Source organism: Streptococcus sp. 2018110, from assembly GCF_019754115.1.
Taxonomy (GTDB): Bacteria; Bacillota; Bacilli; order Lactobacillales; family Streptococcaceae; genus Streptococcus; species Streptococcus hashimotonensis.
Window position 1 is genome coordinate 1 of the sequence record NZ_JAIJZO010000007.1, and the last position, 21,811, is coordinate 21,811.

Below are 21,811 nucleotides of genomic sequence, written 5' to 3' on the forward strand. Positions count from 1 at the left end.
ATTTTCATGCCTTTCTAGTTGTTTTGTCGTTATTATAATTATAAAGCATGAAATGGAAAACGAGCAACTCCTAATTGGAATTGCTCGTTTTTTTATATGTGAGCGGCTAGTTTTTGCCCAGCCTCTTTTTATTGTAAGATAATCTGCGCAACTATAGGACTAATCACCACATACATAATTCCTGTAATCCCAATAGCTAAGCCAGCCATTGCCCCTTGCGTATGCCCATATTTTATCGCTGTACCCGTTCCAATGGCATGTCCTGTTCCTCCCAAAGCAAGACCAACAGCTACCGGGTCTTCAATTTTTAGTAGCTTTAAAAAGACCGGACCAAGAACACTTGTCAGAATCCCTGTTGCAACAACGACTACAAGAGTAACAGTTGCTATTCCTTGCATTTTATCAGTAATACCAACAGCCATAGCAGTGGTGACTGATTTTGGAAAAAGAGAGATTGCTAGAAAAAAATCCATTCCAAACCATTTTGCAATCAGGGCAGTAAAGACAGTATTGACAATACAGGCAACAAAAATTCCCAAAAGAATACTTCGAATGTGATGTTTCATTAGATGGAAAGAACGATACAAAGGGATACCCAGAGCTACTGTTGAAGGCACAATAAGCATATTTAGATAGGAACCTCCTGCATAATATTCCTTATAGGAAATACCTGTCATTTTTAAAAAGACAATAATCAATCCTGTAGCTACCAACAGTGGGGTTGTGATTGGATGAGGAAATCTTCGATAAATCAGCATTCCAATTAAATATGCTGCAATTGATAACATAATACCAAAAATAGGATTTGAAAAAAGTTCAGTCATGAATTCCCTCCGTATCAATGTAGTCACCTTCAAACTTTCGCTTCACAAATTGAACAACAAAACCAATTACTAAGATATTTAAAAAAATGGCGCCTAAAATGACGATGATAATAGGAAGTAAATAATCTTTAATTGCATCAAATCTCTCCATAATGCCCACCGCTGCAGGCAAAAAAAGAATGGTCATGTTAGCCAGCAAAAAATTTCCAACCGTATGAATGTGGCGAAGACGAATCAATTTGAACTCTAGGGCTAAAAATAGGAGGATTAAGCCAATAATACTTCCCGGAATAGGAAGATGAAAAATAGTCGAAATAGCTTCCCCTAAAAATGAAAATACTAGAATAATCATAAACTGAACATATAGTTTCATCTTTACACCACCTTAAATACTACTAATCCATCTGAGGTCATTCTCTTTTAGTCCAGAAAATCCCTTAATGTTAGTACTGTTATTAAGTTTACTACTCTGAAAATATTTTTCAAGGCTATAAAACGTTTACACATTAAAAATTTGTCTAAAGCTATTTTATTTATTTTGCACATAATCACTTGACAATTTATTTTTGTAGGTGTATATTTAATATATAACAAATTTTGATATATACAACTGAACACTATATATCAAAACCGAACCCAACTAACAACAAAGGAAAGGAGCGTCCTATGCATTTTCCAGTCCCCGCAGTGCTGACAGAATTTCTCATCATGGCTATTTTGGAATCCGATGATTCTTATGGCTATGAAATCTGTCAGACCATTAAATTAATTGCCAACATCAAGGAGTCCGCCCTCTATCCCATCCTAAAGCGATTGGAGCAAAATGACTTTTTGACTACTTATTCCCAAGAATATCAGGGTCGTATGCGCAAGTATTATAGCCTAACTCAGTTAGGTCACGAAGAATTGGTCCGACTCAAAGATGACTGGGATACCTATACAAACACGATAAACGGCATCATAGAAGGGAGCGTCCGCCATGACAAGAACTGAATACATGGAGCAGTTAGAAAAATATCTCAAAAAACTGCCCCACAAAGAATACTTTGAAGCCATCAGCTTCTTTAATGAGTATTTTGACGAGGCTGGACCAGAGCGTGAAACAGAAATTATAGAAGAACTTGGTTCACCAAAAGAAGCTGCCAGCGAACTCATCAACAACATGCTCAACAAACAAATCCAAGAGGAGAAGGATCAGCAAGAACCTATTCAACTCAACTGGAAACTCTGGGTTGGTCTGGGAGCCTTAAGTATGACAGGTCTCTTCTCTTTCTTCCTACTCTTTATCATGGGAGAGTTTATCGGAGTCATTCCTCTGTTTGCAACTCTTATCCTCGGCGCCTTTTTCCTCGGTCGCTACTTCCGTAATTTTAGCCAAACAAAACGAACGCTCTGGTTGGCTATCCTAGCTGTCATTTCCCTGCCTATCGCCATTCCACTTTTGCTTATTCTCCTAGCTAGTCTATTGGGATTGGTGGCGCTCATCTTGGCCCTCATTGTCGGTGCCTTTGTTCTGGGTGTCGGACTTCTCACCAGCGGCGGCTATCTGATTTGGGAAGCCTTTAGCCTTATGTCAGAAGGTTTCAATATCTTCCTCATGGGGTTTGGCTCAGGTTTGTCTTTGATTGGCGGAGCTATTCTCATCTACATCTTGACTGGATTTTTTGCCTACTGGTCTTGGCGACTGGTCAAGGCTTGCTTCAAATGGATCTTGAAACGAGGTAAACGAGCATGAAAAAGAAACTAACCATCGCCATTATTATCGGCTTTGTCAGCCTGATTGCAGGCTTAATTCTGGCTGGCATTGGATTTTTCACAGGAGGCGTAACCCGCTTGGAAGAGGTTGCTGCTCCGACGGAAGTCCATAAGACCTTCACAGATTTGAATACCATTAAAATTGACTTTATCCCCCACAGCGTCTATATCAAGGAGTCTAGCGATAGCAACTACCATGTGACCTATGCCAACTCCGACAACAATATGCAATCCCCCTTAAAACTAGCAGAAAAAGAGGGCACTTTGACCCTTTCTTCACAACAAGAATCTTTTGCTATCGAAGGAATTATGCAGTATCTTGGAGAAAGGTTGGCCCAACGTCGTATCAATGTCTTCTCCGTCACCATTGAAGTGCCTAAAGGGAAGACACTGGATAAATTAGAGGGACACAATCTCCACTTCTATGATTTTGGCGGTTTCACGATTGAGAATATCCATATCAAAGAGGCAAATCTGTCTGGTGGTGTCACTCTTGACAAGGTGACTATTGACAGCGGTCAGATTGAAGCAGGCTACTTCCAAGCGACACAATCCACTCTAAAAGATATGCACATCAACCTCCAGGAAAGTAGCATCCACCTATCTGAAACCAGTTTTGAAAATGTTACCATTAAAAACTACCAAGAACTGAATGCAAATCAATTAACTCTCCTAGGAAAAAACGTCCTCACTCCTTCCGAACACAGCCTATCTGTTACAAATATAAACCTAACAGATAAGAGCTTACAAGACATCAATCTGAATATCAGTACACAGCTGGACATCAAAACACTTGCGGAACACTTAGGCTACCACTATGAAACCCTCGAAGAACTAAAGCAAGCTGTTGGTGATATGAGTTACTTCAACGAACAAGCTGAAAACGTCGGTATTTTCACTAAAGATAAGTATCAAACATTATCGATCAAAAAAGAGGAGGATAAACAAACCTTAACTTTGGAGAAAAAAGAGAGCAATAATAGCCTGACCATTACTTCAACTAACGCAACCATTAATTTACGAACACCAACACCAAAATAACTACATCAACCAAAAACCAACTGTTCACATGGAGCAGTTGGTTTTCTATTTATTCATCTTTTTGATTATAAATCAAGAGACCTAGTCCCATAAAGCCTACTAAGAAGAGGCTCAGCATCCAAACTTGATGACTACTATTTCCAAACATAGAAATGGTTTGACGAAGGCCTGAAACAGAATAGGTCATTGGAAGATAAGGCTGAATGACTTGGAAGAAGCGTGGGCTAAGTTCGATTGGGTAGGTACCTGCGCTTGATCCAAGCTGTAGTAACAAGATAATTAAACTTGCGAAGGAGCCGAAACGATTGTTCCAACCCACCAAGGCTGTAACGAGGGCCATAAAGGTCCATGAAGCTAAGAGGATTAATCCCAAGGTTGCCATAGGATGAGCTGGATCGATTCCAATCAAGCGAAGAACACCGTACAGAATCAGTGCTGCTAGGCTGGCTATCGTACCATTAAGTAACAATTTCCCTTTAGCCCAATCCCAACGATTCTTGTAGGAACGATTATCAATGTGTTTGACAAAAATAACATTCGCTGACAAGGCTGCAACCATTAGTGCGACAGATACCATATAAGGAGCCATTCCGACACCGTTGGTCTTCACATCATCTTGGTCGCTGTGTTCCAAGGTGACTGGTTGAGAAACTGCTTGTGCATTTTTGTCTTCTACAGAGATGACTGATAGTTGTTGACTGGCTGAGCTGAGTGAATTTGTTAGGGTTTCACTACCTGTACGAAGACTGGAGATACCGCTTGTCAAGGTTTGACCGCCACTAGCTAATTGATCCGCACCAGCAATTAATTGCTGACTGCCAGATGCCAGTTGTCCTGAACCGCTGACAAGTTGACTGGAGTTGGATGCCAAGGTTGCCAATCCTGATGTTAACTGACCACCTCCTGATTGGATGCTACTATTATTCGCAACCAACTGGGCGCCACCTGTTGCTAATTGGGCAACACCTGCGGTATAGGCTGTTACTCCTGACATGAGTTGACTCGCTCCATTTGATAATTGCGTTTGAAGTTGACTCACACCACTCGTCAAGGTTTGAGTTCCTGGTAGAACTTGCCGGTTCAAAGCGGTGTTGACCTGACTCAAGCCACTTGATAGGTTTTCAATGGCTGTTGTAGCTCCTGGCAATGCTTGATTGGCAGCCGTGTTAATCTGACCGACAGCTGATTGTAGCTGGCTCATTTGTGTTGCCATTCCAGAAAGACTTTGTAGGCTAGATAAGGCTTGACTGAGTTGAGACAATTGACCCAAAATCGTTTGGGCTGCTGTCGCTGTTGTCGAAGGCGAGTTTTGGAGGGCGCCAACCAATTCAGCTTGCTGATCAGCTGTCAAGTTCTGATAGGTAGCCGTTGCTTGCAAGGCTGCAATGCTGGCTGTTTTATCAGCTTGGGCTGCAGTCAACAATCCTTGAGCTTGAGCCCCCATCTCTGTCAAGAGGCTAGATAGAGTAGAGGTATCTACTGCAAGTCCTCCTATACTTGAGAGGCTATCATTTAATTGACTGATGGCTGCTTGCAACTGAGGAAGTCCTGTCAATAAGGCCTGTATCTGACTAGACTGTTCAGCAGACAAACTAGTTGAACTAGCGAGTTGCTTCAAGCCTGCCTGCAATTGATTGGCTCCCGTTACCAGTTGTTCAACCTGGCTTGCTCCTGATTGCAATTGTCCCACCCCAGCGATGAGCTGAGAGGAATTGGCATTTAATTGCTCCGCACCTGAAGCAAGACTCGCCACCCCATTTGTGTAGGTCGTTAAGCCACTGGACAGTGTTTGACTGCCTGTCGCAGCCTGATTGACTCCATCTGTATAAGATACAAGACCGGTGGCCAATTGATTTGCTCCTGTCACGAGTGATTGACCCGAAGTCGTTAAAGTAGTCAGTCCATTTGAAAGTGTTTGACTGCCTGACTCCAATTGACTAGCTCCATTTGTTAATTGTTGGCTACCATCTGCCGCCTCGACCATGCCAGATTGAATCTCTCCCATACTGTCAAAAACGGCAGAGGTGTATGTTTCGGTAATCGTCTCTGAAACAGATTCCTTTAATTTCTCCATAGCTGATTCGCCCATCTTAGAAGCGACAAAGCTGTGACCTTTAGAGGTTTGGTAAGAAATCGTTAGTGGTTCAGGCTGATCCGTCAAGAGACTAGATGCTTTTTCTGATAAATCTTCTGGTAGGGTGATGACCATATAATAGTCCCCTTCTTCCAAACCTTTTTCCGCATCCGTTTCTGATACAAAGTGGAAATCCAGACTCTTGCTCTCTTTCATATTATCCACCATATCATCACCAATGGTGAGGGTTTTATCTTGAAAGCTCGCCGACTGGTCTTGATTGACAACTGCTACAGGCAACTGGTCTAGTCGGCCGTAAGGATCCCACATAGAGGTTAGGAAACTAATGTTATATAAGGCTGGGACACAGGCAATACCAATAATGGTAACCAAAGTCATTGGCTTTTTTAAAATATTCTTCACTTTTCGTAACATAAGCAACTCCTTTAGACATACTGTCCAAAAACTGATAAAATACATTATACAAGTATCATTTTCAAAATCAAGTCAGAAGAATTGTTTTTGGACATTGTGTCCAAAAATGTTCAAAAGGAGAAATTATGGGAACAGATAATCGGAAAGAACGAACTCGACAGGCTATTTTAGAAGCTATGGTAACCTGCTTGGAATCACAAGGATTTAATGACATTACAACCACCCACCTAGCCCAGACTGCTGGTATCAGTCGTTCCAGTTTTTATACCCACTATAAGGATAAGTACGAATTAATCGACTCCTACCAACAAGGACTTTTTCACAAATTAGAGGCTATATTTGACCGTTATGATGGCAATCGCCAATCATCATTTTTAGAAATTTTCGAGTTGCTCTATCGTGAAAAATTGCTTTCCGCCCTACTGACCCATAACGGAACTCAAGAAATCCAAAATTTTCTTATCAATAAGGTCCGACTTCTTGTTGCCAATGATTTAGCGGAGCGCTTAGGAAAAGAGAATTTATCACAACTGGAAAAAGAATACAGCAGCATCTATTTTTCACATGCCTTCTTCGGTATCATGCAGGTATGGATTAAAAATGGTAAGCAAGAATCTCCTCAATATATGACCGATTTTCTAATAAAAATGTTACCTTAAATGTGACTTTTTACCGCCACTTTCTGGGGAATATGTTATAATATCCTTATCTTACGCAAACGTTTTCAAACAGGAGATTATGATATGATTCAAGCTGAACATCTATCAAAAACCTATTCCATCATAGATAAGGAAGTCGGTCTCAAAGGTTCGATTAAGGCCTTTTTCAAGCCAAAGAAAAAGTCAATCCCTGCTGTTCAAGACATTTCCTTGCAGGTAGAAAAAGGCGAAATCATCGGCTATATCGGCTCTAACGGTTCTGGTAAATCCACCACCATCAAAATGCTTACCGGAGTTCTCTTCCCAGACCAAGGACAGGTTCGCATCAACGGACTCAATCCGCAAGAACACCGTAAAGAAGTCAATAAACAAATTGGAGTTCTCTTTGGGCAAAAATCCCATTTGGATTGGAACTTGCCTGTCCAGGAATCTTTTATCCTTCACGCAAAAATTTATGATGTTCCAGATAAGGTATTCAAAGAGCGATTAGCTGTCTTGATTGATCTATTGGACTTGGCTGATATTATGAAGCAACCAATCCGTAATCTGTCGCTCGGCCAACGGGTTCGCTGTGAATTTGCGGCTATCTTTATCCACCAGCCTGCCGTCGTTTTTTTGGACGAGCCAACCATCGGCTTGGATGCCAGCGTTAAGGAGACCATTCGCTCCTTCATCCGCTATATGAATCAAGAATACCAGACCACTTTCTTGATTACTTCCCATGATATGAAGGACATTGAAAGCCTCTGTGAGCGGATTTTTATCATTGATAAGGGCAAAAAAGTCTACGATGGTTCACTGACCGTCCTCAAAGAACGCTTTTCCACAGTCAAGACCATTCTCTTCTCCACAGAAAAACCAATTGAACAGGACTTACAATTGGAAGGCTTGGAATTTGTTCGTAAAGATGATTTTCACTTTGAAATCCACTACCAAAGCAAGGTCTGGACTAGTGCCCAGGTGATTGAGCAAGTTTTCAATCATTATTCAATTGAGGATGTCACCATGAAGGAATTGGAAATTGAAACCATGGTCCGCCAAATTTATGAGGAGGGTATCCATGCGTAAATATCTCTACATGACCCGCCTGACCATGATGAATGCCATGCAGTACAAGGCTTTCTTTCTAGCGACTTTCGTTTCACTGGCAGTGAAGATTTTGGTGGCTCTCTATGTTTGGAAAACCATTTTCTTCACTCAATCAGAAGTCAATGGCTTTACCCTGCAAACCTTTACTACATACATCATCTTTGCTAATCTACTAGCCAGTTTAAATTCCTTCTCACTCGGAGAAGATTTGTCCTACAGCATTTTAAAAGGAAGCATTGCTGGAGAATTTCTCAGGCCCTATTCCTTTATCCTAGCTCTCTTTTTCAAAGACCTTGGAAATAAGCTCTTGGAACTGATAAAATTTGCCATCGTATTTATCGGTATTCTACTTGTTCATCAAGATTTCTACCTGCCTGATGGCCAGACCATTTTGCTCTTTCTGGTCAGTTCGATTTTAGGGATGTTTATCGTTCAATTACTGGATATGGCTTTTGGCTTCTTAGCATTTTTTACAGTCAACGCCTGGGGAGTGATGCTCCTACGGATGGGGCTTTTCAATCTGGCTTCTGGGGCGCTTTTACCACTCAGCTTCTATCCACAGGCTGTGGAAAACTTTTTGAAACTCCTTCCCTATAATTATGCGGTTAACGTTCCAGTTTCCATTTTATTGGGACAGGAGAGCGATCTAAGAGCTTTGGGACTGCAAGTTATATGGATACCCATTCTAGCCTGCTTCATCGCCGCTCTTTGGTCCCAAGCCAAGCGTCGTATTGTCATTTTTGGAGGTTAACATGAAGAAATATATCAGCCTCTATCTATATAACATCAAGGTCTACATGATGGCCCAGATGTCCTTTCGGGTGGACTTCTTCATCGGGCTATTCTCCTCTTTGATTGAACAAATTGTCTACCTGATTTTCCTCAACATCCTCTTTGGAAATATCAAGGAAATCGCTGGTTTCAACTACGGTCAAATGCTTTTCATCTATGGAATAGCAACCGTCGGACGCTCCATTCACTTGATTTTCTTTGACAATCTCTGGATGTTTGGCAGTCGCTACATCCGACAAGGCGAATTTGAACGCCTCCTCCTCATGCCTGTCAATCCTCTTTTTCAGCTTATCTGTGAACGAATCCAGCCACAAGGAATCGGAACAACACTTATCGGTTCCCTTGCACTAGCCCAAGCTTCCAAGGAACTGGGTATGGAATGGAGTCTTGGAAAACTAGCCCTACTAATCTTTATTGCCATTTGTATTGGCCTACTCTATGCAGCTATTCAGCTCGGTCCAACTGCTCTAGCATTTTGGATTGTAGAATCATTCCCTTTGACCATGGGAATTTTCGCCCTCAATCAGATGGCTCAATACCCACTCAATATCTATCCAAAAATCATTCAAATCCTGCTGATTTTTGTTTTCCCTTATGCTTTTACAGCCTATTTCCCAGCCCTCTACTTCTTAGACTTGTCTATGTGGGGACTGGCTCTGCCACTAGTTGTCCTGATCTTATTTACCATCAATTACAAACTCTTCCGCCATGGTATGACCAAGTTCACCAGCGTTGGAAATTAAAAAAAAAGCTAGCATTCTCTGGATTGAGAACACTAGCTTTTTTCTATATACTTATAAAATATAGTTGTTTAGTTTGCTTTTAGTACTAGCTTCAAAGGTTCGGGGAACCTTTGGAGGCTGGAAATAAAGCGAACAACGTTCGCATCAAAAAGTCGCAGGCTGTACTGGAGTACGGCAAAGCGAGTTCAAATCACTCCTGTGGAGTGTTTGAAGTTGGAAATAAGGAAACGACGTTTCCGCGCTCGTCGAAGTAATCAAAGATAAACTAAATGACTATATATTCTTCAATGACCTGAAGCACACCTGCTTCCAAATGGCTTGGAGCCAGGTATTTGGCAACCGCCTTGACCTTGTCTGTCGCATTTTCCATGGCATAGGTATACCCAACATAGGACAATAACTCAATATCATTGTCTGAATCACCGAAGGCCATCACCTGTTCAGGTTCGATATCCAAACTGGTCAAAACCTGTTCCAAGCCCCACGCCTTATGAATCCCTTGCGGCAAGATATCAATGGAGCCATAGCCACTAGTTACTGCAACCAGCTGACCTTGAAAAGCCTGGTTAAACTCTTCCGTTATCGATTCTACACGCGCTTCAGGAACCCAGAGACCAACCTTATAAATAGGTTCTAAATTAGGATAGGCACTGAGGTCGTCTAAATAGGTCACACGATTTTGGAAGGCAGCCATTTGAGCTGGTTCTATTGGCAAATCCGTCCCTGCAAATGGCATACCTGCCCCAGCCTGCATATAAATGTTTTCTTCATTCGACAACATCAAACATATATCCGCCCAACGTCCTTTGAAAAAATGCAGTATTGCTTCGACTTCTTCTTGCTGAATAGCACGTCGAATCATTGTTTTGCCATTTTGATACACATGGGCACCATTATCAGCTACAAAAATCAGTCGTTGCTCAAATCCTTGGCATAATTGTAGCAATCGCCCAATCCCATTGCCACTCGCGATGACAAAGGGAATCTTTTTCTGATCTAGTTGATCCAAGACCCGTGAAAATCGCTCCCTATCAAAACTCCCCTGGCCATCTAAAAAGGTCCCATCCATGTCTGTTGCAATTAATCGAACTGTCATCTTCTCTCTCCTTACCATACCAAATTGACAAAGTCTTTCATTTCTTGATAGGCTGTATCCACACGCGCCTGCGTATCTAGATCCAATTGTCCATAGTATCGACCACCAGCGACCCAGTCTTCCAATACATAGGTCTGATAGCTAAAACGCTCATAACCATCTAGTGAATACGTTCCCTGAGAGATACGATTCACCCAGGTTGGATGCGCTTGGGCTGTCCGAATACTTGTCTGCCCATTCTCTTTCTGAATCCTTATATCCATCAAGACACCCCGCTCGGTCCATTGGGAATTTGGTGTATCATCCATGCTTTCAATACGCTGATTGGACAGGAAATTCCCCATCGAATAGATAATCAATTTTCTCTGACCATTTTTTTCAATAATCTCTGCGGGCTCGACTACATGCGGATGCCCACCAAGAACGATGTCTGCTCCCCAATCAACCATTTGATGGTACAAACTGGTCTGTTCCTCCGTAGGCTCCAACTGATATTCCACACCCGTCTGAGGCATGACGATGGTAATATCTGCCTCTTTCTCGGCTCGCTCAATCTCTGCCCGCATCTTTTCTTTATCAAAATCCGATAAATAGGCATCATATTCCTCCTGACTCAGCAAAGCCTCCATCCCATTGAAACCGTAAGCATAGGCTAAAACAGCTATACGGATACCATTGACTTCCCGAATGTAGAGTGGTGCAGTTGCCCGATTACCTTCGGCGTAGACACCGACTGTATCCACACCTGCATCTCTAAATGTATTGACAGTGGAAACCAATCCAGAAAGATGTGAGTCCAAGATATGATTGTGGGCCAAATCTACTAAATCGTAGCCTGCATCATGGATATTGTTGGCGACAATGGCAGGCGCATTAAAAAGTGGGTAACCTGCTAATTCGACATCTGGGGAAATGGTCCCTTCAAAGTCTGCGATAGCGAAATCAGCCTGTTCTATCCAGGGCTTTACGTAGGTAAAATTCTCAGAAAAATCGTAACTTCCATCTGGCTGTTCTGCTCCTCGAAGAATAGGCAAGTGATAGAGTAAATCTCCGTGGGCCATGATGCGAACAGAATTATCTGAGTGCATTGATTCTGATGCCTGATTCAGCCTAGGAACTAGGTGTTCGCTTACAATAATAATCGCCAAGATAATAGTCGCTAAGCCACAAATAAAAAACAAATGCATCTTTGTCCGATAGGACGCATATCGTTTTCTGCGAATAGAGTTCGCCCTTTTCTCCATACCTTTACCCTCATACTCCCTACTTAAGAACCTTTGTTCAAAATACAGTCAGTAGTCCCTCAAAAAACTATTTCTTCCATAAAAGTACATCACTTATAAATAGATGTTCTAATATTAGTATACGACATTTTTGCTAAAAAATCTAAATAAAATCAGAATTCCATCTCACAAATATATGTTTCCGACTATGTATTCCATTCCTCAAACGATTATCAGGTCGATCTTCACAGACCATTTAAAAAGAGCTAACATTATCCCTTCCTAACTCCCTAAAAGACTATCTGGGAGAACGGTACAATGTTAGCTTCTTTTTATGTCTTCAACAGATGATTTTAATCATCTAAGTGCTGTAGCTTGCCACGAAAATCTTCAATGGTCTCGTAGCCTTTTTCAGCCATGATGGCCTGCAATTCAGCCGTAATGCGTTCAAAGGCTGCCACACCTTCCTTTTGCAGGGTTGTTCCAACTTGAACCATGCTGGCACCACAGAGAATGTGTTCGAAGGCATCTCGACCTGTCAAGACGCCACCAGTCCCAACAATCTGAATCTCCGGTTTCAAGCGCTGGTAAAAAGCGTGGACATTGGCAAGAGCAGTCGGCTTGATATACTCTCCACCGATACCACCAAAACCATTTTTAGGCTTGATGACAACTGACTCATCCTTGATATAGAGACCATTTCCAATCGAATTGACACAGTTGACAAACTTCAAAGGAAACTGGTTGAAAATCGTTGCTGCTTGGTCAAAATGCACAATATCGAAATAAGGTGGTAACTTAATACCGAGTGGTTTGGTAAAGTAAGTGAAGACCTCCTGCAAGATGGTTTCTGTCGTTTCAAAATCATAGGCAATCTGCGGTTTTCCAGGGACATTGGGACAAGAAAGATTTAACTCTGTTACCCCCTTAAAATCACTGGCTTCTACAGTTCTCAAAATCTCATGAGTCTCATCAGGCGACATTCCAACTACAGATAAAACAAATGTGCGTTCTGGCTCCGTTTCCTGCAATTCTAGTAGATAATCCAAATAGTAAGCCAAGCCCTGATTTGGCAAGCCCATCGAATTGATAGAACCAAGCGGAACATTCTGATAACGTGGTTCTGGATTACCCGCGCGGTAGTCCAAGGTTGCTGTTTTTGTCACAAAAGTACCCGCCTTCGAGTTCTTAACCGCATCCAATTCTTCCTTGGTCATACACCAAACCCCTGCCGCATTCATCAAACAATTACCAAAGGTAAATCCACCGAGTGTCGTTGCTGTTGAAACCATCTTTCCTCCTATTTTCGCTCAATAGATACCAACCATTGTCAACCAGCCATAAAAAACTGACGGCTTTCCCAATTGGCATAACAAAGAGCGTCTTTTTTATTTGTTTCATTATAGCATAGCTTCTCTCGAGATAAGGCAAATCGCTGTCAATGTTCGTATTTTAAAAAGAGAGTCCAAATGGAACTCTCTCTAGGTTATTAATTTCTACGTCTACGCTGGTTAGCAAGAGCTAATGTTCCTAGCAATGCCAAACCTGTCAATCCTAACATTGACTCAACAGAACCTGTTGCAGGTAGAGTCTTAGTTTGGGTTGCAGTTACCTTGCTACTTGTTTGAGAAACTTCTGGTTTTGACAATGGTTTAGGAGTCGCTACAGGAGCCTGCTTCAATTCTTTAGCTTCCGCCGCTTTTTGCAAAGCTAACTGTGCTTCATAAGCAAGTCTCATGCTCTTATATTTTGTTAGAGCAGTTTCAAAATCTGTCTGCGCTGCTTGTTTGGCTTCCAAGGCTGCATCACGTTGTGCAAGAGCTTCTGCTGCCGCTACTTTCGCTTCCTCAAGCAACTGCTGAGCTAAACGATAGTTCTCTTGTGCATTGAGTAAGCTTGCAAGATAAGCTTCTGCTGCTTTCAAATCTGCGACTGTTTTGGCAAGGTTAGCCTCTGCAAGTTTCAAAGCTGCTTCTCTCGTTGCAGTTATTTCCTGTAAAGCGGATAGGCTTGCCTGTGCTTCTGATAAAGCATTTTTTGCAGTCGTCTGTGCTACTTGAGCGACTGATAAATCTTGTTTTGCAACACTTGCTGCTTGTTCTTTATCAGCAAGTGTCTGCTCAGCAGTAGTTAAGTCTTGTTTTGCAGCGGCTGCTTTTTCTTTTGCATCCGTAAGAGTAGCTTGAGCCTTATCAAGTTCTGCTTGAGCTTTCGTTACTTTAGACTCAACAGATAATAATTGGTTATAAGTTGTTTGACGATTTGCAACGGTAGCTTTCGCAGTCTCTACACTTGTCTGTGCCGCTTGACGTGCTGTCTTAGCTTTCGCAAGTTCGGCCTCCTGCTTCGCTAAATTCGCTTTAGCTTGCTCAACTGCATCGCGTGCTTTTTGAATATCAACTATTTTGACTTTGACCGTTTCTTTCTTGCCATTTGGGAAGGTTACATACACGCTTGTTTCGCCTTCTGAGATACCTGTAAGCACGCCTGATTCTGAAACTGCAGCAATGTTCTCGTCTGCAGATTCCCAAGTTAGTCCTGAATAAACAGATACGACACGGGCATAGTTATCGTAAGGGGCAAAAACTGCCGAAACATTCAGCACTATATTCTGATTGACATCTGATATTATTTCAGGCGTTAGCAATTCGTAATCAAATAAATAATCTTCTTTGGCTTCTAAAATCTGTACGGCATCACCGTATAAACCAACCGCTTCTTCTGAGGTATCCCCTACAGTAAAGTGTTGTGCCACACCTGTCCACCCATCATTGCCAGCTGACAAGAAAGCTGATAGGGCTGTATGGGTGTAATTCGGGTTGATTAGTGATACATAGTGACCTACTACCGCATCCGGAGTCTGGTTCACAAAATCTTCTTTTTCTGCGTAGAACTGCTCAATAGCCGTCAACATTGCATCACCTGATCGACCAAAATTCCAAGCCAAATTCTCAGAACGTACGGCTACAATTTCAGGATTATCAGTGTCTACAGTAAAGACGCTCTTATCTGTCCAACGAATGTGCCCCAAGGTATACTCTGCCTCTGCAGCACGAATTTGAGTTGTATACTCTAAAATAGTTGACCACTTAAGAGGTACATAACGATCTACAAGGCCCTCATCAAAAGCTTCCTTACGAATTTCATTAATTCTAGCTAAGATAGCTGCTTGATCAGGTTCGTAGAAGGTGCCTGACACACCCACCATAGCATTTCCTTCAGACGGCTCTTCAACCTCTGCTCCGAAGAATTCTAGCGGAGTTAATTCTGTTCCATCTGAAACCAAACTAGCTAGATATGCTTCTGCTGCTGCAACTGCCGCTTGGGCTTCTTTAACACTTGATTCAGCCGTAGTCACCGCAGCTACTTTTGTAGCCAAATCAGCCTCAGCAGCGGCCTGTGCTTGTTTGGCTTGAGCTAAGTTCTCCTTGGCTACCGCCAATTGTTGAGCTGTTTCCTTATCAGCTTGTTCAGCCGTTTGCAAAGCGGCTTGGGCTGCCTGAACTGCTTGCTCGGCAGTTGCAACTTGGTTGGTAGTTGTCGCTACATTTGCCTCTGCTGTTGCAAGAGCGGCTTGGGCTTCGGCAACTTGGTTAGTTGCTGCAGTAGCCGTAGCTTGTGCGGCAGATAATGTAGAATTAGCTTTTTCATAGGCTGTCTGTGCTTGAGCCACCTTCTCAGCTGGAACCTTTTCAGCCTTCTTAGCCTCAGCCAGTTCCTTTTCAGCAAGAGTTTGAGCTGTTTCTTGACTGGCAGCTGTTTCTTTTAACTCTTCTATAGTAGTCTGAGTCTTTTCGATTTCTTCCTCAGTAGCCTTCGCTACAAGCTCTTCAGCTTTTGCTAGATTATCAGTCGCCTCCACAACGCCTTGAACAGCGTTAGCAGCAACTTGTTCCTTAGCCGTAGCAGTATTTGAAGCAGCTTGGACAACTTGCTCAGCTTCTGTCACAGCTGCCTGTGCATTTGCAAGCTCTTGCTCACTAACAACTTTTACTGGTGCAGCTTGTTCTTCTGAGACAGTAGGAACAATAGTATCGGCACTGACTTGGTTTGCTTGAAAACCAACTGTCCCAACAGCTAAAACACCTGTAGCAAGCGTTACTGGAATAGCAACAGATTTCTTTTTCATATATATTACCCCTATATTTTACTTACAACTTTTATATTATACTATCATTCCTCATTTGTCAATGTTCGTATGTAAAGAAAGTCTACTTTTTGTCTACTCGCAACTTGCTCAGAAAGTTTAGAAAAATTATCATTTTTTTCTTTACATTTAAAAATCATGGTGCTATAATAATTATCAGATAAATTAAATTGTCAGACAATTTAATAAATAAAAAAGAAATCAGGTGATCCCATGTCAAATGCCAAAGCTTACATCCAAGCTTCTTTTGAAGCAGTCAAAGCCCGCAACCCACATGAAACAGAATTCCTTCAAGCTGTAGAAGAGCTCTTCTCTACACTTGAGCCTGTTTTTGAAGCACACCCAGAATACATCGAAGAAAACATCTTGGCCCGTATCGTTGAGCCTGAGCGTATCATCAGCTTCCGTGTTCCATGGACAGATAAAGATGGAAATGTTCAAGTCAACCGCGGCTACCGTGTTCAGTTCAACTCAGCTGTAGGTCCTTACAAAGGCGGTCTTCGCTTCCACCCAACTGTAAACCAATCCATCTTGAAGTTCCTCGGTTTTGAGCAAATCTTCAAAAACGTCTTGACTGGTCTTCCAATCGGCGGTGGTAAAGGTGGTTCAGACTTTGATCCTAAAGGAAAAACTGATGCTGAAATCATGCGCTTCTGCCAAAGCTTCATGACTGAATTGCAAAAACACATCGGACCTTCACTTGACGTCCCTGCAGGTGACATCGGTGTCGGTGGTCGTGAGATTGGTTACATGTACGGTCAATACAAACGCCTTCGCCAGTTTGATGCAGGTGTCTTGACTGGTAAACCTCTTGGCTTCGGTGGTTCTCTTATCCGTCCAGAAGCAACTGGTTACGGTTTGGTTTACTTCACTGATAACATGTTGGCAGCAAACGGCAAATCCTTCAAAGACCAAACAGTCCTTATCTCAGGTTCTGGTAACGTTGCCCAATATGCTGTTCAAAAAGCTACTGAACTCGGTGCAAAAGTTATCTCTGTTTCAGACTCAAATGGTTACATCATTGACGAAACTGGTATCGACTTTGACCTCTTGGTGGACATCAAAGAAAAACGCCGCGCTCGTTTGACAGAATACGCTGCAGAAAAAGCGACTGCTAAGTACTTCGAAGGTTCTGTATGGAACTACGATGGCAAGGCTGACATTGCCCTTCCATGTGCGACTCAAAACGAAATCAACGGCGAGCAAGCTGCTGCCCTTGTGAAAAATGGCGTTTACTGTGTGGCTGAAGGTGCCAACATGCCATCTGACCTTGATGCTATCAAAGTTTACAAAGAAAATGGCGTTCTTTACGGCCTTGCTAAAGCAGCCAATGCTGGTGGTGTAGCCGTATCTGCCCTTGAAATGAGCCAAAACAGCCTTCGTCTTTCATGGACTCGTGAAGAAGTAGACGGCCGTCTTAAAGACATCATGGCAAACATCTTCAACACAGCTAAAGAAACTGCTGAAAAATACGACCTTGGTACAGACTACCTTGCAGGTGCTAACATCGCAGCCTTTGAACAAATTGCGGATAGCATGATTGCCCAAGGTTTAGTATAAGCTTACTTTTAGTTTACTAAACTATAATAAAAACGCCCCCAAGATTGACGTGCTAATTTTGGGGGTATTTTTCGTTAAAAAAAGAGGAGAACAGTGGATAAACATGTTCTCCTTTTTAAAATGTAAAAATAACAGATAGGTCGATTATCAAGCCGAACAATCTGAACCAAGGAGCGTTATAAACCCGCAAAATTGTGCAGTATTTAAAACTTTTTCTACAGCGATTAGATACCTTCTGCGACTAATTCTGTCCACATGGCATCTTCGTATGTAAAACCAAAGTTTGTTTCATCATCTATACCGTAGATAAGTTTTACTTGTACTTTCTCTCCTGGCTTCAACTTTTCAACTAGATTCACATCATAGGTCCGTAAATCCAGAGAAAATGGAATCTGACTAACGGGGTCCATGAGACTGAAATAGTATTCATCAAAATAGAGTTCTTCTGCGGTCGAATTTTCAACTTCCATTTCAACAACATAAGCTGTGCTGTAGTAGCTATCTACTAGTTCTACGCTATCGTCTTTGCCCATAGACGTTACTGTTACATGAAGACCATCAGAAAAATCAACTGAGTCACCAACTTGATACTCCGTGTATTCCACAGTCTCGTCAATGTATCCGTCACTACCTATATCCCAATTATCAAAATTTGCTGCGCTTAGGCCAATCATAAAAATAAAACAGGTTACTCCTAGGATAAAGGAGAGAACGGCACCAGCAATGGTTGTCCAAAAGAGAGGCTGTTTGTGCAAGGGTTTCTTCTTATAATACATCTGCCCATTTTCAACGACAAAATCTTTTGTTTGCATAATAAACTCCTTATTTTAAAACAGTTGGTCCACTTGAAGGTAAATCTATTCCTGCTTGACGCAGAGCATCTTGATAAAAACCAAAGAATTGATGATAGATTTTGTTCTGTTGACCGTTGGCTACGAAAAGATTAACACGAAATACAAACTGTCCCGAAATAGCGTTTTGGGGACCTAATACAGTCACACCTGTAATCTGGTCAAAATTGCTGATTTCTCTCAAATTGACCTCTTCTATTACGCGATAGACTTGTTCCAAATCGGTATTAAATTTGAGTGGAATATCGATTTGAGCACGCATGTCCCCTCTTGACTGATTGGACACCACTAGAATGTTGCGATTGGGAATAAAATGCAATGTCCCATCTGCATCACGTACTTGTGTTGTTCGGATTCCCATGCTAACGATGGTTCCTGAAATGGTAATGGGCCCGTTGGTTAACTTAACCACATCTCCGACGTCAAACTGTCGTTCAATTAAGATAAAGAATCCATTGACCAAGTCTGAGAGAAAACCTTGTGCGCCCAGCCCAACAGCTACCCCAGCAATCCCGGCTCCTGCAAGAAGACTGGATACCGGCAAACCGAGGATACTCAGAATACAGTAGATAAGGATAAAGTAGAGTAGATAATTTAGGATGCTTTCCATCAGACGACTGATGGTCTTCTGACGACCAATGTCTTGTGTAGATACCTTTAGAGAGGGAACCAAAACCTTTTTCACAGAAGCTTTGGCTATCTTCTTGATAATGTAAAATGCAACAAAGAGTAAAACAAGCGATAAAACCTTATTTAGACCTGCTGTCACAATGGCCTCAATGTTAAATTGAGACAAATACTTTGTAATAAAATCATTCATGAGATAATTATAGCAGAAAACATCCTAAAAGAACAAAAAGACAGCCAAGTGGCTGACTTAGAACGTAGACAAACTCCTAAAAATATTAAAAATTGAAGAAGTTTGCGAAAGATAGCAAGTCATTAAACTCTTAGAAACATTGATATTTCGCGTTTCTGAGAGTTTTTTATTTTCAACATAAAGAAAAAAGATTGAAGAAAATTGTCCAAAATGGACTTTTTCTTCAATCTGAGACAGCCAAACGACTGTCTTTTATCTTATTTCTTCTTTGCAAAATACTGGCGTGTCTCCTTGATGATAACAGGAGAGAGAGCTAGTAAGGCAATCAAGTTTGGTAGGGCCATGAGACCATTTACAATATCTGCAATGGTCCAAATCAAGTCTAGTTTGAGGAAACCACCAAGGGCTACCATTGCCACAAATAACAGACGATAAGGCAAGATGGATTTGGTACCGAATAGAAACTCGATACAGCGTTCACCATAGTAAGACCATCCGAGAATAGTTGTAAAAGCAAAAAGTACCAAACTAATCGTCAAGGCAATAGATCCTGCATTGCCAAAAACTGTTGCAAAAGCTGCCTGTGTCAGAGGAGCTCCTTCCAATCCTTCGACAGACCACTGACCTGTCACCAAGATTGTCAAACCTGTTAAGGTGCAGATAATAATCGTATCGATAAAGGTACCCGTCATAGAAATCAAACCTTGCTCAACAGGATTATCCGATTTGGCTGCTGCAGCTGCGATAGGCGCCGAACCTAGACCAGATTCATTTGAAAACACTCCACGCGCAATACCACGTTGGATCGCTTCTTTTACAGTTGCCCCTACAAAGCCACCTACTGCTGCTGCAGGTGAGAAGGCAGATTTCAGAACCAAACCAAGTGTCGGCAACAGTTCATTCCAGTGAACTACCAAGACTATCAAACTTGCCAAAATGTATAAAATTGCCATGAAAGGAACGATTTTGGTCGAAACATCCGATATTTTTTCAATTCCCCCAAAGATAAAGAGAGCAATTGAAATGGCTGTCACAATGCTGACCAACTGGGGAGCTAATCCAAAACTCGAAGACATGGAAGATGCAATCGAATTAACCTGTGAAAATGTCCCCATCCCCAAAAGCGCTACGAGGACACCTGAGACAGCAAAGAAAACAGCCAAGGGTTTCCACTTCTGTCCCATCCCCAAGGTGATATAGTGCATAGGCCCACCTGCTGCTTGACCATTGGCATCCTTTGTACGGTATTTAATGGCTAAAAATCCTTCCGCATACTTGGTTGCCATCCCGAAAAAGGCCGCTACCCACATCCAAAAAAGAGCCCCTGGTCCACCTGTCGTAATGGCTGTTGCCACTCCGACGATATTTCCCGTACCAACTGTCGCTGCCAAAGCTGTACAAAGAGCCGCAAAGCTAGACACATCTCCCTGACCAGACTGGTCACTAGAGAAAATCAGACGAAAGGCGGTTGGTAACTTGCTAACTTGAAACATCCCTAAACGGAGCGTAAAGTAAACACCTGTACCGACCAAAAGTATTAAGAGAGGCGGTCCCCAAACAAGATTGTTGATAGCCTTAAATAGTTCTAACATAGTTCCTCCTAAGCATAATTCTTAATCCGATAAAGCTGCCGGAAAAACAAAAAGAGGCTGAACCCTTCAACCTCTAGAATCAACGTGAAAAATACAGAAAAAGCTTATTTTTCAACGCTCTGTCCTTTTACCTGAGAGTTTCAGTAGCTCTACTTTTCCAAGCAGAACTACCTTGCCCCTTCGGTGCCAAAATGGTCTCTCCAGAGTTCCGTCCATTGAACAGTCAGTTTCCCTTCTACCCAATATCAACCGGTTATTCAGTTTTATCTAGTTTTATTTTAATCTAATTTCACGAAAAAATCAAGAATATTTTCTGATACTCAATGAAAATCAAAAGTGGCCTAGGAAACGAAGCCGAAGATAGAACTCTGTTACTGTCTTGTTTCAAGGTAACAGGCTGAAAAGCTCCACCGGAGCTTTTTACTCATCAAGGCTCTTGACAACAGATAATTTTGATTTTCGAAGAGTATGAATTTTTACAAGTCTTCCATTTTTATGATAAGGTCTGCTCGCTCCCAAATCAAAGGATTATGGGTCGCAATCACAATTAGCCGATCGGGGCTCTTCAAGGATAACAAAATATCCATAATTTCTTGGGAACTCTTAGGATCTAAGGCAGCCGTCGGCTCATCTGCTAAAATCAATGGAGGATTTTTCAGGATGACTTTAGCAAGTGCTACCCGTTGAGCTTCCCCTCCTGAGAGTTCATAGATAGGCTGGGACAAGTCCAGATAAGACAGACCAACTGCATCAAGTGCCGCTTCCTGCCTCGATTTCCTTTCGTCTTTGGACAATTTCTGACCAATCAGTCCCAAATCCAGATTTTCTCTGATTGTCTGACTTTCTAAAAGACCAAAATTCTGAAAGAGATAGCCTAATTCCTCCCTAAAAAAGAGATGGGGCTTCACCTTTTTCAAATCCTTCCCCTTGTAGAGAATGTCACCTGCATCATAGGACTCCAACTTGGCTAAAATATTCAGCAAGGTCGTTTTTCCGCTACCACTGGCACCTATCAAGGCATAGACCTTTCCAGCCTGCAAGTCTAGCGTTACATCAGAAAACAAGCTGCGTTTCCCAAATTTCTTTTGAATTGATTGGATAGAAAACATA

General features: G+C 42.0%; 19 protein-coding genes and 1 riboswitch. Of the genes, 8 read left to right on the forward strand and 11 right to left on the reverse strand.

Features of this window, described 5'->3' with window-relative positions:
• Positions 1-128: 128 nt before the first annotated feature.
• Both K5Q34_RS05620 and K5Q34_RS05625 read right to left on the reverse strand, forming a co-directional pair.
• Positions 129-824, reverse strand: coding sequence for an LrgB family protein (locus K5Q34_RS05620; protein ID WP_002937552.1), 696 nt, complete (start codon positions 822-824; stop codon positions 129-131).
• Positions 817-1,197: a CidA/LrgA family protein gene (locus K5Q34_RS05625; RefSeq protein ID WP_044757765.1), complete on the reverse strand. Its 381-nt coding sequence runs from the start codon at positions 1,195-1,197 to the stop codon at positions 817-819. The genes K5Q34_RS05620 and K5Q34_RS05625 overlap by 8 nt, the downstream gene beginning before the upstream one ends.
• A 293-nt stretch (positions 1,198-1,490) precedes the next feature.
• Between K5Q34_RS05625 and K5Q34_RS05630 the strand changes: the two genes are divergently transcribed.
• Genes K5Q34_RS05630 through K5Q34_RS05640 form a run of 3 tightly spaced genes read left to right on the forward strand, consistent with a single transcriptional unit; the run spans position 1,491 to position 3,620 of the window.
• Positions 1,491-1,817, forward strand: coding sequence for a PadR family transcriptional regulator (locus K5Q34_RS05630; RefSeq protein WP_002937550.1), 327 nt, complete (start codon positions 1,491-1,493; stop codon positions 1,815-1,817).
• Entirely contained in the window at positions 1,804-2,559 is a 756-nt protein-coding gene (locus K5Q34_RS05635) for a DUF1700 domain-containing protein (protein ID WP_012775489.1), read from the forward strand. Before K5Q34_RS05630 ends, K5Q34_RS05635 begins: the two co-directional genes overlap by 14 nt.
• Positions 2,556-3,620, forward strand: coding sequence for a DUF4097 family beta strand repeat-containing protein (locus K5Q34_RS05640; protein WP_221864649.1), 1,065 nt, complete (start codon positions 2,556-2,558; stop codon positions 3,618-3,620). Before K5Q34_RS05635 ends, K5Q34_RS05640 begins: the two co-directional genes overlap by 4 nt.
• A gap of 49 nt (positions 3,621-3,669) precedes the next feature.
• Here K5Q34_RS05640 and K5Q34_RS05645 read toward each other — a convergent pair whose 3' ends face one another.
• On the reverse strand, positions 3,670-6,129 hold the full coding sequence (locus K5Q34_RS05645) for a YhgE/Pip domain-containing protein (protein WP_221864650.1): 2,460 nt from the start codon (positions 6,127-6,129) through the stop codon (positions 3,670-3,672).
• A 125-nt stretch (positions 6,130-6,254) separates the two neighbouring features.
• Between K5Q34_RS05645 and K5Q34_RS05650 the strand changes: the two genes are divergently transcribed.
• The 4 genes from K5Q34_RS05650 (at position 6,255) to K5Q34_RS05665 (ending at position 9,412) form a co-directional block, all read left to right on the forward strand.
• The gene (locus K5Q34_RS05650) at positions 6,255-6,788 is read left to right on the forward strand and encodes a TetR/AcrR family transcriptional regulator (protein WP_015646379.1); all 534 of its coding nucleotides are present in this window, start codon (positions 6,255-6,257) and stop codon (positions 6,786-6,788) included.
• An 84-nt stretch (positions 6,789-6,872) separates the two neighbouring features.
• On the forward strand, positions 6,873-7,856 hold the full coding sequence (locus K5Q34_RS05655; protein ID WP_074391377.1) for an ATP-binding cassette domain-containing protein: 984 nt from the start codon (positions 6,873-6,875) through the stop codon (positions 7,854-7,856).
• Positions 7,849-8,628 (forward strand): ABC-2 family transporter protein, encoded by a 780-nt coding sequence (locus K5Q34_RS05660; RefSeq protein ID WP_024410263.1) that lies wholly within the window; start codon positions 7,849-7,851, stop codon positions 8,626-8,628. Before K5Q34_RS05655 ends, K5Q34_RS05660 begins: the two co-directional genes overlap by 8 nt.
• A 1-nt stretch (position 8,629) precedes the next feature.
• The gene (locus K5Q34_RS05665; protein ID WP_024400374.1) at positions 8,630-9,412 is read left to right on the forward strand and encodes an ABC transporter permease; all 783 of its coding nucleotides are present in this window, start codon (positions 8,630-8,632) and stop codon (positions 9,410-9,412) included.
• 265 nt (positions 9,413-9,677) lie between these two features.
• On the opposite strand, the gene K5Q34_RS05670 is transcribed toward K5Q34_RS05665, so the two are convergent.
• The 4 genes from K5Q34_RS05670 to K5Q34_RS05685 all read right to left on the reverse strand — a co-directional run bounded on the left by K5Q34_RS05670 (position 9,678) and on the right by K5Q34_RS05685 (position 15,860).
• Positions 9,678-10,508: a Cof-type HAD-IIB family hydrolase gene (locus K5Q34_RS05670; RefSeq protein ID WP_221864651.1), complete on the reverse strand. Its 831-nt coding sequence runs from the start codon at positions 10,506-10,508 to the stop codon at positions 9,678-9,680.
• 11 nt (positions 10,509-10,519) lie between these two features.
• The gene (locus tag K5Q34_RS05675) at positions 10,520-11,752 is read right to left on the reverse strand and encodes a CapA family protein (protein WP_221864652.1); all 1,233 of its coding nucleotides are present in this window, start codon (positions 11,750-11,752) and stop codon (positions 10,520-10,522) included.
• Between the two features lie 332 nt (positions 11,753-12,084).
• A complete protein-coding gene (locus K5Q34_RS05680; protein ID WP_172115596.1) occupies positions 12,085-13,023 on the reverse strand; it encodes a dihydroorotate oxidase in 939 nt (312 codons plus the stop codon).
• A 197-nt stretch (positions 13,024-13,220) separates the two neighbouring features.
• Positions 13,221-15,860 carry an LPXTG cell wall anchor domain-containing protein gene (locus K5Q34_RS05685; RefSeq protein ID WP_221864653.1) on the reverse strand — a complete coding sequence of 880 codons (2,640 nt, stop codon included), beginning with the start codon at positions 15,858-15,860 and terminating at the stop codon, positions 13,221-13,223.
• 231 nt (positions 15,861-16,091) lie between these two features.
• On the opposite strand from K5Q34_RS05685, the gene gdhA reads away from it, so the two are divergent.
• Positions 16,092-17,438: an NADP-specific glutamate dehydrogenase gene (gdhA, locus tag K5Q34_RS05690; RefSeq protein ID WP_014636785.1), complete on the forward strand. Its 1,347-nt coding sequence runs from the start codon at positions 16,092-16,094 to the stop codon at positions 17,436-17,438.
• A gap of 224 nt (positions 17,439-17,662) precedes the next feature.
• On the opposite strand, the gene K5Q34_RS05695 is transcribed toward gdhA, so the two are convergent.
• From K5Q34_RS05695 to K5Q34_RS05710, 4 genes are all read right to left on the reverse strand, one after another.
• Positions 17,663-18,250 carry a DUF4352 domain-containing protein gene (locus K5Q34_RS05695; protein ID WP_221864654.1) on the reverse strand — a complete coding sequence of 196 codons (588 nt, stop codon included), beginning with the start codon at positions 18,248-18,250 and terminating at the stop codon, positions 17,663-17,665.
• A 10-nt stretch (positions 18,251-18,260) separates the two neighbouring features.
• Positions 18,261-19,109, reverse strand: coding sequence for a mechanosensitive ion channel family protein (locus K5Q34_RS05700; protein WP_221864655.1), 849 nt, complete (start codon positions 19,107-19,109; stop codon positions 18,261-18,263).
• Positions 19,110-19,366: 257 nt separating this feature from the next.
• On the reverse strand, positions 19,367-20,701 hold the full coding sequence (locus K5Q34_RS05705) for a sodium:alanine symporter family protein (RefSeq protein WP_221864656.1): 1,335 nt from the start codon (positions 20,699-20,701) through the stop codon (positions 19,367-19,369).
• Positions 20,702-20,810: 109 nt separating this feature from the next.
• A riboswitch (glycine riboswitch) is annotated at positions 20,811-20,915 on the reverse strand.
• Between the two features lie 262 nt (positions 20,916-21,177).
• Positions 21,178-21,810 (reverse strand): ABC transporter ATP-binding protein, encoded by a 633-nt coding sequence (locus K5Q34_RS05710; protein ID WP_221864657.1) that lies wholly within the window; start codon positions 21,808-21,810, stop codon positions 21,178-21,180.
• Between the last annotated feature and the right edge of the window lies 1 nt (position 21,811).

Excerpts from the sequence above, each read along its gene's own strand:
- K5Q34_RS05620 (WP_002937552.1), bottom strand. The coding sequence starts at position 824 with ATGACTGAACTTTTTTCAAATCCTATTTTTGGTATTATGTTATCAATT.
- K5Q34_RS05625 (WP_044757765.1), bottom strand. The coding sequence starts at position 1,197 with ATGAAACTATATGTTCAGTTTATGATTATTCTAGTATTTTCATTTTTA.
- K5Q34_RS05630 (WP_002937550.1), top strand. The coding sequence starts at position 1,491 with ATGCATTTTCCAGTCCCCGCAGTGCTGACAGAATTTCTCATCATGGCT.
- K5Q34_RS05635 (WP_012775489.1), top strand. The coding sequence starts at position 1,804 with ATGACAAGAACTGAATACATGGAGCAGTTAGAAAAATATCTCAAAAAA.
- K5Q34_RS05640 (WP_221864649.1), top strand. The coding sequence starts at position 2,556 with ATGAAAAAGAAACTAACCATCGCCATTATTATCGGCTTTGTCAGCCTG.
- K5Q34_RS05645 (WP_221864650.1), bottom strand. The coding sequence starts at position 6,129 with ATGTTACGAAAAGTGAAGAATATTTTAAAAAAGCCAATGACTTTGGTT.
- K5Q34_RS05650 (WP_015646379.1), top strand. The coding sequence starts at position 6,255 with ATGGGAACAGATAATCGGAAAGAACGAACTCGACAGGCTATTTTAGAA.
- K5Q34_RS05655 (WP_074391377.1), top strand. The coding sequence starts at position 6,873 with ATGATTCAAGCTGAACATCTATCAAAAACCTATTCCATCATAGATAAG.
- K5Q34_RS05660 (WP_024410263.1), top strand. The coding sequence starts at position 7,849 with ATGCGTAAATATCTCTACATGACCCGCCTGACCATGATGAATGCCATG.
- K5Q34_RS05665 (WP_024400374.1), top strand. The coding sequence starts at position 8,630 with ATGAAGAAATATATCAGCCTCTATCTATATAACATCAAGGTCTACATG.
- K5Q34_RS05670 (WP_221864651.1), bottom strand. The coding sequence starts at position 10,508 with ATGACAGTTCGATTAATTGCAACAGACATGGATGGGACCTTTTTAGAT.
- K5Q34_RS05675 (WP_221864652.1), bottom strand. The coding sequence starts at position 11,752 with ATGGAGAAAAGGGCGAACTCTATTCGCAGAAAACGATATGCGTCCTAT.
- K5Q34_RS05680 (WP_172115596.1), bottom strand. The coding sequence starts at position 13,023 with ATGGTTTCAACAGCAACGACACTCGGTGGATTTACCTTTGGTAATTGT.
- K5Q34_RS05685 (WP_221864653.1), bottom strand. The coding sequence starts at position 15,860 with ATGAAAAAGAAATCTGTTGCTATTCCAGTAACGCTTGCTACAGGTGTT.
- gdhA (WP_014636785.1), top strand. The coding sequence starts at position 16,092 with ATGTCAAATGCCAAAGCTTACATCCAAGCTTCTTTTGAAGCAGTCAAA.
- K5Q34_RS05695 (WP_221864654.1), bottom strand. The coding sequence starts at position 18,250 with ATGCAAACAAAAGATTTTGTCGTTGAAAATGGGCAGATGTATTATAAG.
- K5Q34_RS05700 (WP_221864655.1), bottom strand. The coding sequence starts at position 19,109 with ATGAATGATTTTATTACAAAGTATTTGTCTCAATTTAACATTGAGGCC.
- K5Q34_RS05705 (WP_221864656.1), bottom strand. The coding sequence starts at position 20,701 with ATGTTAGAACTATTTAAGGCTATCAACAATCTTGTTTGGGGACCGCCT.
- K5Q34_RS05710 (WP_221864657.1), bottom strand. The coding sequence starts at position 21,810 with ATGTTTTCTATCCAATCAATTCAAAAGAAATTTGGGAAACGCAGCTTG.